General features: G+C 68.4%; 9 protein-coding genes and 2 pseudogenes. 9 read left to right on the top strand and 2 right to left on the bottom strand.

The window, feature by feature from the left end; translation table 11 throughout:
* The 6 genes and pseudogenes from HUU94_RS00545 to HUU94_RS00570 form a co-directional block, all read left to right on the top strand.
* Positions 1–236, top strand: a pseudogene (locus HUU94_RS00545) (tRNA (N(6)-L-threonylcarbamoyladenosine(37)-C(2))-methylthiotransferase MtaB); the annotation flags it as partial.
* Positions 233–1,177, top strand: coding sequence for a signal recognition particle-docking protein FtsY (gene ftsY / locus HUU94_RS00550; RefSeq protein ID WP_174273188.1), 945 nt, complete (start codon positions 233–235; stop codon positions 1,175–1,177). The pseudogene HUU94_RS00545 and the gene ftsY, both read left to right, overlap by 4 nt.
* Positions 1,174–1,800: a septation protein A gene (locus HUU94_RS00555; RefSeq protein ID WP_174273189.1), complete on the top strand. Its 627-nt coding sequence runs from the start codon at positions 1,174–1,176 to the stop codon at positions 1,798–1,800. The genes ftsY and HUU94_RS00555 overlap by 4 nt, the downstream gene beginning before the upstream one ends.
* Positions 1,801–1,831: 31 nt before the next feature.
* The gene (locus HUU94_RS00560) at positions 1,832–2,248 is read left to right on the top strand and encodes a VOC family protein (protein ID WP_174273190.1); all 417 of its coding nucleotides are present in this window, start codon (positions 1,832–1,834) and stop codon (positions 2,246–2,248) included.
* Positions 2,242–2,973, top strand: a complete 732-nt coding sequence (gloB, locus tag HUU94_RS00565; RefSeq protein ID WP_217429528.1) for a hydroxyacylglutathione hydrolase — start codon at positions 2,242–2,244, stop codon at positions 2,971–2,973. Before HUU94_RS00560 ends, gloB begins: the two co-directional genes overlap by 7 nt.
* A 49-nt stretch (positions 2,974–3,022) precedes the next feature.
* Entirely contained in the window at positions 3,023–3,427 is a 405-nt protein-coding gene (locus HUU94_RS00570) for a hypothetical protein (RefSeq protein WP_174273192.1), read from the top strand.
* A 6-nt stretch (positions 3,428–3,433) separates the two neighbouring features.
* Here HUU94_RS00570 and HUU94_RS00575 read toward each other — a convergent pair whose 3' ends face one another.
* Positions 3,434–4,057 (bottom strand): TetR/AcrR family transcriptional regulator, encoded by a 624-nt coding sequence (locus HUU94_RS00575; protein ID WP_174273193.1) that lies wholly within the window; start codon positions 4,055–4,057, stop codon positions 3,434–3,436.
* 70 nt (positions 4,058–4,127) lie between these two features.
* On the opposite strand from HUU94_RS00575, the gene HUU94_RS00580 reads away from it, so the two are divergent.
* Entirely contained in the window at positions 4,128–5,315 is a 1,188-nt protein-coding gene (locus HUU94_RS00580) for an acetyl-CoA C-acyltransferase (protein WP_174273194.1), read from the top strand.
* Positions 5,316–5,328: 13 nt separating this feature from the next.
* Here the strand turns inward: HUU94_RS00580 and HUU94_RS00585 are convergent, their stop codons facing one another.
* Complete coding sequence (locus tag HUU94_RS00585) at positions 5,329–6,051, bottom strand: NUDIX hydrolase (protein WP_174273195.1); 723 nt, start codon at positions 6,049–6,051, stop codon at positions 5,329–5,331.
* Between the two features lie 120 nt (positions 6,052–6,171).
* On the opposite strand from HUU94_RS00585, the gene HUU94_RS00590 reads away from it, so the two are divergent.
* Positions 6,172–7,251, top strand: coding sequence for an alkene reductase (locus HUU94_RS00590; protein ID WP_174273196.1), 1,080 nt, complete (start codon positions 6,172–6,174; stop codon positions 7,249–7,251).
* A gap of 38 nt (positions 7,252–7,289) precedes the next feature.
* Positions 7,290–7,644: pseudogene (locus tag HUU94_RS00595) on the top strand (hypothetical protein); the annotation flags it as partial.

The following is a 7,644-nucleotide window of genomic DNA, read 5'->3' on the forward strand; positions in this document are numbered from 1 at the left end:
GCGCGGCGGCGCTGCGCGAGGCGGCGGCGCGGCGGCAGCGGACGTGGCTGGAGGCGCATATCGGCACGGTGCAGCGCGTGTTGATCGAGCGCGACGGCAGGAGCGGCCATGCCGAGGATTTCGCCAAGGTGCTGCTCCGTCGCCCCGGCGAAGGCCGGAGCCTGGGAGCGGAAAAGGCGATCGGCGTTCGGATCGTCGGCGTCGAAGGCGACGCGCTTGTGGGCGAGCCCGCATGAGCACGCCCTGGACCGAGCGGCTGAGCGGCGGCTTTCGCCGCACCTCCGACAAGCTAGGCGAGAATCTCGCGGGCCTGTTCGGCAAGGCGGCGCTCGATGCCGAGACACTGGAGGCGATCGAGGAAGCGCTGATCGCATCCGATCTCGGCCCGGCGACCGCGGCGCGCATCCGCGCGCGGCTGGAGGGCGAGCGCTTCGCGCTGGGGCTTACCGAGACGCGGCTGCGCGAGATCGTCGCCGAAGAGGTCGCCGCGATCCTTTCGCCCGTCGCCAGGCCGCTGGAGATCGAGGCCTTTCCCCGCCCGCAGGTGATCCTCGTCATCGGCGTCAACGGATCGGGCAAGACGACGACGATCGCCAAGCTCGCCCATCTGCTCAAGGAGCAGGATTATGAGGTGATGCTCGTCGCGGGGGACACGTTCCGCGCCGCGGCGATCGGCCAGCTCAGGGTGTGGGCCGAGCGGATCGGCGTGCCGATCATCGCGGGGGCGGAAGGCGCGGATGCCGCCGGGCTGGTGTTCGAGGGCGTCAAGCAGGGCACCGCGCGCGGCACCGACGTGCTGATCGTCGATACCGCCGGCCGCCTCCAGAACAAGGCGGGGCTGATGGACGAATTGTCCAAGATCCGCCGCGTGCTAGGGCGCCTCAATCCCGCGGCACCGCATGACGTGGTGCTGGTCCTCGATGCGACGACCGGGCAGAACGCGCTCAACCAGATCGACATCTTCGGCAAGGAGGCGGGCGTCACCGGGCTCGTCATGACCAAGCTCGACGGCACCGCGCGCGGCGGCGTGCTGGTCGCGGCGGCGGAGCGGTTCGGGCTGCCGATCCATGCGATCGGGGTAGGCGAGGCGGTGGACGACCTCCGCCCCTTCGATCCGCGCGAGGTCGCGCGCGCGATCGCCGGGGTCGAGCGGATCGCGGTGGAGCGGCGACGATGACCGGCGCCCCCCCCGCCCCGGCCGGCAACCCCTTCCTCAAGCTGGCGCTCGACCTCGGCCCGCTGGTGATCTTCTTCGCCACCAACCTGGCCTGGCCGGGGCCGCCGATCGCCAAGGTGATGGCGGGCACGCTGGCCTTCATGATCGCGACCGCCGCGGCGATCCTCTACGCCAAGCTGCGCCACGGCCAGGTTTCGGCGATGCTGATCGTCTCCGGCATCATGGTGCTGGTGTTCGGCGGCCTAACTTTATGGCTGCACAGCGAGACCTTCATCAAGATCAAGCCGACCGTTTATTATTTCACCGTCGCGGCGATCCTGTTCTACGGCCTATGGGCGGAGAAGCCGACGCTGCAAATCGTGCTCGGCCAGGCCTATCCCGGGCTTACCGCGCGCGGCTGGACGTTGCTGACGCGCAACTGGGCGATCTTCTTCGTGCTGCTCGGCATCGCCAACGAAGCGGTATGGCGCAATTCCACCACCGGCTTCTGGATCGGCTACAAGCTCTGGGGCTCGCTGCCCGCGACCGTGCTGTTCGCCATCGCCAACGTTCCGATGCTGACCAAGCACGGCTTGGGCGAGGATGAGGCCAAGGCCGATCCGCCGCTGCCCGGCGACGGTTGAGACGGCCCCGCCGGACGCCTATCTGGCAGGCATGACCAAATATCTCCACACGATGATCCGCGTCTCCGATCCCGAGGCGACGATCCGCTTCTTCAATCTGCTCGGGCTAGAGGAGATCAGGCGGATGGAGAACGATAAGGGCCGCTACACATTGATCTTCCTCGCCGCGCCGGGCGACGAGGGCGCGCAGGTGGAGCTGACGCACAATTGGGACGAGCAAGGCTATGGCGGCGGGCGCAACTTCGGCCATCTCGCCTACCGCGTCGACGACATCTACGCGACCTGCCGGCGGCTGATGGAGGCGGGCGTGACGATCAACCGCCCGCCGCGCGACGGGCATATGGCCTTCGTCCGCAGCCCCGACGATATCTCGATCGAGCTGCTCCAGAATGGCCAGCTCGCGCCCGCCGAGCCCTGGGCCTCGATGCCCAACATGGGCGAATGGTGATGGCGATCGAGGTCGTCCGCATTCCCGCGCTCCAGGACAATTATATCTGGATGGCGCACGACGAGGAGAGCGGCGAGACGGTGGTGGTCGATCCCGCCGAGGCGCCGCCGGTGCTGGCCGAGGCGGCGCGGCGCGGCTGGCGGATCGGGCAGATCTGGAACACGCACTGGCATCCCGATCATGTCGGCGGGAATGCGGCGATCAAGGCCGCGACCGGGTGCACGATCTCCGGCCCCCGCGCGGAGGCGGACAAGATTCCGACGCTGGATCGCCTGCTGATCGAGGGCGACACGGTCGGGATCGGCGCCCATGTCGCCGAGGTGATCGCCGTCCCGGCCCACACGGCGGGGCATATCTTTTATCATCTGCCGGACGCGGGCATCGCCTTCGTCGGCGACACATTGTTCGCGATGGGCTGCGGGCGGCTGTTCGAGGGCACGCCGGCGCAGATGTGGCGCAACATGGAGCGGCTTGCCGCGCTGCCGCCCCGGACCATGGTCTATTGCGCGCACGAATATACTTTGTCCAACGCCCGCTTCGCGATGACCGCCGAGCCCGACAATCCGGCGATCGCGGAGCGGCTGACGCTTGTCGAAGCGGCGCGCGCGCGGGGCGAGGCGACCGTGCCGACGACGATCGCACTGGAGCTTGCCACCAATCCGTTCATGCGCGCCGGCGGCGCCGAAGAGCTCGGCCGGCGGCGTGCGGCCAAGGATGCGGCATGACGTGGACACAGCGGCGTCGCCGCGCGTTGGCAGGCCGAAGGAGTATGAAGTGAAACCGCTGTGCGTTCTGCTTGCCCTGTCAGCCCTCGCGGCCCCGGCAATGGGCGCCGACACCGCGCGTCGGGATCGCGATATCGAGGCCGGCGAGGCGCAGCTTGCCAAGCTCACCAAAGGGCTCGTCGCGGGCAAGCCGACGAGCTGCCTGCCCTTCACCCGATCGACCGACAGCAGCAAGATCGAAGGCGTCGGCATTCTCTACGGCTTCGGCCGGCAGCGATGGCTCAATCGCCTCAACGATTCCTGCGGCAGGTTTCGCCAGTCGGACATACTCGTCATCGAATCCCGTGGGCAGGCCTGCCGCGGCGATATGGTACGCGTCTACGACAGCGGCAGCCGCATCCCCGTGGGAAGCTGCGTCCTCGGCGACTTCATTCCCTATACGCGCGCCCGGTAAGTAACATCAGGCGCGCCTCAGCATACCATCCATCAGGACGGAGACGAGGCGGGCGGCGACTTCTCGCGGCGGCAGCGATCCATCGGGATCCTGCCAGCGTGGAATCCAGTTGATCGCGCCCGCCAGCGCCGCCGCCGCGAGCGCGGGATCCTCGATGCGCAGGCTGCCGTCGTCCGCGCCCGCGACGATCAGGCGGCGCAGTGCATCATCCACCCGCCGCTTCATCGCGCGGAACTGCGTGAGCGCCTCGGCCGAAAGCTCATGATCGGCGGTGAGCACCACCGATCGCCCGAACGGCGCCATGTTGATCTCCGCATAGCGGATCAGGAAGGCGCGAAGCCGATCGGCACCACGGCGATGATCGGCCTGCGCTTCGTGCGCGGCCTCCTCGAGCGCGGCGAGCCCCCGGCCGAGGCATTCGAGGAGGACCTGCTCCTTGGTGCCGAGATAATGATAGATGACGGGCTTGGTGACGCCCAGCCGCGCCGCGACATCGTCCAGCGAAGTGCCCGAAAAACCATGCTCGTTGAACAGATCGACCGCCGCGCTCAGCACGGCTTCGCGCTTGGCGACGCGTTCCGCTTCGCGCTGCTGATTCGTGCGGAACGGGGATATGGACTGGGTGGACATCGACATTGATCTTTAGCCACGAACCATCCATTTGCTCAACAGTATAGACCATCCGCGTGACGGAGCTCCCATGACCACCAGTGATCCGATCGTTATCTCCTCCTACGCACGCACGCCGATGGGCGGATTCCAGGGCGCGCTATCCGGCGTCAGCGCCACCGAACTCGGTGCCACGGCGGTCAAGGCGGCGGTCGAGCGCGCCCGGATTTCGCCCGATGAGATCGATCGTATCTACATGGGGTGCGTGCTGCCCGCGGGACTCGGCCAGGCGCCGGCGCGTCAAGCCGCGTTGAAGGCGGGGCTGCCCACCTCGGTGGAGGCGACGACGGTCAACAAGATGTGCGGATCGGGCATGCAGGCGGCGATCATGGCGGCCGAGGCGCTCGCCGCCGGCAGCGCCGACGTGATCATCGCGGGCGGCATGGAGAGCATGACCAACGCACCCTTCCTGATGCAGAAGCACCGCGCCGGCGCGCGCATGGGGCACGACACCATCTATGATTCGATGATGCTCGATGGCCTCGAGGATGCCTACACGCCGGGCAAGCCGATGGGCGCCTTCGCCGAGGATGCGGTGGAAATGTATCAGGTCACGCGCGAGGCACAGGACAAATTCGCGATCGAGAGCCTGACGCGCGCCAACAGCGCGATCACCGGCGGCGGCTTCAGCGACGAAGTCGTGCCCGTGACGGTCAAGACGCGTAAGGGCGAGACGCAGGTCACCGAGGATGAGCAACCCGGCGCGGCCCAGCCCGACAAGATTCCCGGCCTGCGTCCCGTCTTCAAGAAAGACGGCACGATCACCGCCGCGAACGCCTCGTCGATCTCGGACGGCGCGGCGGCCTTGGTGATGACGCGCGAGAGCGTCGCCAAGGCGCTGGGAATGCCGATCGAAGCGCGCGTGGTTGCCACCGCCGCGCACGCGCACGAGCCCGGCCTGTTCACCACCGCGCCGGTGCCGGCGATCCGGAAGCTGCTGGAGAAGGCCGGCTGGAGCGTCGGCGATGTCGATCTGTTCGAGGTCAACGAGGCATTCGCCGTCGTGACCATGATCGCGATGCAGGAGCTCGGCATCCCTCACGACAAGATGAACGTCAATGGCGGCGCCACCGCGCTCGGCCATCCGATCGGCGCTTCGGGCGCGCGCATCATCGCCACCTTGGTCGCGGCGCTCAAGAAGCGCGGATTGAAGAAGGGCGTCGCGGCCTTGTGCATCGGCGGCGGCGAGGCGACGGCGGTCGCGGTGGAGCTGGCCTGAGAGTCGCGCAGCCTCAATACGGCATGAAAATTTCGGTCAGCGGATAGCCCGCGTCCCCCGGCACGCGACCGACGATCCCGTCCGGGCGGCGTTCGATCTGCGGGAGGACGGTTACGATCGGCCGCGCGCGTGCCGCCGCCAGCGCCTCGGCGACCGAGCGGCTTTCCGCGAGCCGCGCCAGATTCATCCGCGTCGGGAACAACAGCGCGCGTTCGCCGGCATCGGCGCGCGCGAGCAGATCCGCCGGCGCCGCCCATTCGAGCGCGATCGCCTCGCTGCCGTCGCAACAGGCCTCCGGGCCTGGCGGTGACAGGCACAGGAAGAAATATGTGTCGAAACGGCGCGGTGCGCCCTCCGGCGTGATCCAGTGGCCGAACGGCGCCAGCGCCTCCAGATCGAGACGCACGCCGCCCAGCGCCTCCCCAAAGTCCGCAGCGGCCGGCCGGCCGGCTTGTCCGCCGTCCCCCGCCGCGATCAGCCCCACCTCCTCATAGACCTCGCGCAGCCCGGCGATCCGCAGCGCGCGCTGGATTGGCGGCAGGTCATGGCCGGTCGCGATGCGATCGAGCCAGTGTTCCTGATGGTCTTCGGCATCGACGACACCGCCGGGAAACACCAGCGCCGAGCCGAAACTTTCCCCCGCGCGCCGCCGGATCATCAGCACCTCGAACGGATCGTCGCGCAGCAGCAATATGGTTGCGGCAAGCTTGGGCGGCGCTGCTGTGGCTCTGGACATCGCGTCTTCCTGTCGCGGCCAAGCCAGCCTGTCCACCGGGGAAGGCAATCTTTGCCTTCGGATGCCTGTCGATGGCGGCCGGCGCCCCTATATCGGCGGCAAATCTTGAAGGACGCCACGATGCCCACGCTCGACGATCCGATCACGCTCGGCGCGATCCACGCGCCCAACCGCATGCTGATGGCGCCTTTGACGCGGGGGCGCGGCACGCGCGCGCACGTTCCGACGCCGATCATGGCGGACTATTATGCGCAGCGCGCCACCGCCGGGCTGATCATCAGCGAGGCGACGGGGATCAGCCGGCAAGGGCTGGGATGGCCCTATGCGCCGGGGCTGTGGTCGCCCGAGCAGGTCGCGGCGTGGAAGCCGGTGACCGAAGCGGTCCACGCGGCAGGCGGACGGATCGTCGCGCAGCTCTGGCATATGGGGAGGCTGGTGCATCCCGACTTTCTCGGCGGCGAAGCACCCGTCTCCGCGTCCGCCACCACCGCGCCGGACCATGCCCATACCTATGACGGCAGCAAGCCCTATAGCGAGGCGCGCCCGCTCGCGCTGGGCGAAATTCCGGGCCTGTTGGATGATTATGCCCGCGCCGCCGGCAATGCGCTGGAGGCGGGGTTCGATGGCATCCAGCTCCATGCCGCCAATGGCTATTTGATCGACCAGTTCCTGCGCGACAACGCCAATTTCCGTACCGATGCCTATGGCGGCGCGATCGAGAATCGTATCCGTCTGCTGGGGGAGGTCACGAGCCGGCTGGCGGAAACGATCGGCGCCGATCGGGTCGGCGTGCGCCTGTCGCCCAACGGCGTGGTCCAGGGGGTCACCGACAGCGATCCGCACAGCCTGTTCGCAGCGGCCGCCAGGCTGCTCGACGAGATCGGCATCGGCTGGCTCGAACTGCGCGAGCCGCGTCCGCAAGGCACGTTCGGCGGGCCCGATGCCGCCCCGGTCCATCCGGTAATCCGGGCCAACTTCTCGAAACCGCTGGTGCTCAACTCCGATTATCATGGCGACGACGGCGCGGCGGCTCTGGCATCGGGCGAGGCCGACGCGATCGCGTTCGGCCGCCCGTTCCTCGCCAACCCGGACCTACCACGCCGCATAAGGGAGCATCTGCCGCTCAACGCGCCCGACCCCGCGACCTTCTACACGCGGGATGCGGCCGGCTATACCGATTATCCGGCGTATCGGGGCTGAGCATTCCTTAGTAAGCCGATCGCGCATAAGCGAGTGGCATGCGGGAAGGGCGTGCTATCCTCGGGGCAGCGGTGGCGCTGGCGATCGCCGGCATCGCCGCGCGCGGCTGGAACATCGCCGGCGATCCGCTGTGGCTGGACGAAGCCTATAGCGCTTTCGCCGCGAGCAAGGGGTTCGCCTTCCTCTGGCACGTCGTGCCGCGCTACGAAACGCACCCGCCCTTTTATTACGCGCTGGTACGGGCTTGGACGCTGGTCTTCGGCGATGGCTTGATCGCGCTGCGGGCGATCGGGCTGATAGCGGGCCTGCTGACGCCGCCGGCGGTCGCATGGGCGGCGCTCGCCTGCGGGCGCTGGCTCGATTGGCCGGTGCGCCGGCGGCGACGGCTGGGGC

This window comes from Sphingomonas bacterium (genome assembly GCF_903644055.1).
Classification (GTDB): domain Bacteria; phylum Pseudomonadota; class Alphaproteobacteria; order Sphingomonadales; family Sphingomonadaceae; genus Sphingomonas_I.

Bases quoted from the DNA above. Each gene is read 5' to 3' on its own strand.
- ftsY (WP_174273188.1), top strand. From the start codon at position 233: ATGAGCACGCCCTGGACCGAGCGGCTGAGCGGCGGCTTTCGCCGCACC.
- HUU94_RS00555 (WP_174273189.1), top strand. From the start codon at position 1,174: ATGACCGGCGCCCCCCCCGCCCCGGCCGGCAACCCCTTCCTCAAGCTG.
- HUU94_RS00560 (WP_174273190.1), top strand. From the start codon at position 1,832: ATGACCAAATATCTCCACACGATGATCCGCGTCTCCGATCCCGAGGCG.
- gloB (WP_217429528.1), top strand. From the start codon at position 2,242: ATGGTGATGGCGATCGAGGTCGTCCGCATTCCCGCGCTCCAGGACAAT.
- HUU94_RS00575 (WP_174273193.1), bottom strand. From the start codon at position 4,057: ATGTCCACCCAGTCCATATCCCCGTTCCGCACGAATCAGCAGCGCGAA.
- HUU94_RS00580 (WP_174273194.1), top strand. From the start codon at position 4,128: ATGACCACCAGTGATCCGATCGTTATCTCCTCCTACGCACGCACGCCG.
- HUU94_RS00585 (WP_174273195.1), bottom strand. From the start codon at position 6,051: ATGTCCAGAGCCACAGCAGCGCCGCCCAAGCTTGCCGCAACCATATTG.
- HUU94_RS00590 (WP_174273196.1), top strand. From the start codon at position 6,172: ATGCCCACGCTCGACGATCCGATCACGCTCGGCGCGATCCACGCGCCC.